Here is a 1,601-nt window from a genome sequence, read left to right on the forward strand (position 1 = left end):
GGGCTTTTTTTATATCTGAATATTGGAAGATTCTAGGAATTAAAAATCTCAGGTAGGCTATCTGCAAGAATATTAGGAATGTTGTTTGGATAAACAATCTCATCTGTTTGGCTTAGCTCTTCAAACGTCCACCAACGGCTTTTACTAATCACAAGCTTTTCATGTTCTGACCAGTTTGCTGTATTCACTTCTTCATTTTTAATAAAAACAATAAAAAGCCTTTCTTCAGAAATCACCATTTCCGCACTCGGTAACATCATTTCAAAATTGCGTGTTGCAACATGATTCCCTACATTTTGCCTGACTACGCCTAACTCTTCATAAAGCTCTCGGCAAGCTGCTTGCTTGAAGGTTTCCCCTTCTTCAAGCCCACCACCTACGGTTGCCCAATATGATTGTCCAGCCAAAGCATCATTTTTATGAGTAAACTGAAATAATAAAGTTTGATGATTTTCATTAAGAACTAATAGTCTTGAAGATTTTCTAATGCGCATTTGATTTTTTTCTTGAAGTCATAAGGTGGCTATTATTCATATTCACTTTAAAAAGTTAAATCATTTCTGAATGTACGCTTTATCCTACAAACTTTTAGGGATTTTGCGGATTGGCGACTTCCCGCTTTTTTCCTAATATGAACTCATACAGGAACAGGATGTTCCGGAACACAAAACAACAATAATAGGTTCAAGCACCAGGAGCGTGAGATACGACAGGAGTCATATCTAGCAACCAAATACGAAAAAGCTCGACAGGATGTCGGGCTTTTTTTATTGGTGTTTAAAAATGCTCTAAAAGAAAATTCTTATATTGTTTTATTCACAATATACCTTTGAACTACTTGGTTGAGAGTAATTTCAGAATGAAGACGACCATTGTTTGCTTGAATAGTTTTTGCAGAAGCTAAATTAGATTTATAACAATGTATATGTAACTCCGTTAGGCCTAACTTCCATGCCTCCTGAATTGTAAGCTCTAACAATTTCGAGCCAAAATTCTGCCCACGTTTAGAAGGACGAATACCTAAACCAATATGTCCACCACAATATTCAATCTGTTCATTGAGTTTAAGTCGCAAGTTAGACGCGCCAATAATTTCATTACCTTCTACTAACCAATATGTAATGTTGGGAACATGCCCTTCTTCTAGGGATTCCCCTTTTTCATAATCTCTCAGTTTATTCAAAAATGATTCAAAATTTGTATGGTCAAACTCCGTTGTCAAAGGGTGACGATCTTCATCTGCTAATTCATTAATATAGTTGCTATAGCTCTCTTTAAATTTTAAATGAGGTTTTACCAACATAACGGTCATTTATTGATTACTCCCGATAAAATTGTTCTTTTTACAACCAAACTTAAACATAACATATTGTTATTAATGGCAACTCTTATTCTTCTCAGCATCTTCAATGATTAGGTATAAAAGTAAGCCTCCTCTATTCGCCCCCTCTGTAACTACAAAATGCCTCACACCATGTTTCAATGTACGTTTTATCCTACAAACTTTTAGGGATTTTGCGGATTGGCGATATCCCTCTTTTTTCCTAATATGAACTCATACAGGAACAGGATGTTCCGGAACATAAAACAACAATAATAGG

General features: G+C 35.4%; 1 protein-coding gene and 1 pseudogene. Both read right to left on the minus strand.

What is annotated here, in order from left to right; all coding sequences use genetic code 11:
* Positions 1-32 precede the first annotated feature (32 nt).
* Positions 33-534 (minus strand): annotated as a pseudogene (locus tag J536_RS24290) (NUDIX hydrolase).
* A gap of 268 nt (positions 535-802) precedes the next feature.
* Positions 803-1,312, minus strand: coding sequence for a GNAT family N-acetyltransferase (locus J536_RS24295; protein ID WP_032064250.1), 510 nt, complete (start codon positions 1,310-1,312; stop codon positions 803-805).
* Positions 1,313-1,601: the final 289 nt, after the last annotated feature.

Source organism: Acinetobacter sp. 809848, assembly GCF_000581275.1.
In the GTDB taxonomy this organism is placed as follows: domain Bacteria; phylum Pseudomonadota; class Gammaproteobacteria; order Pseudomonadales; family Moraxellaceae; genus Acinetobacter; species Acinetobacter pittii.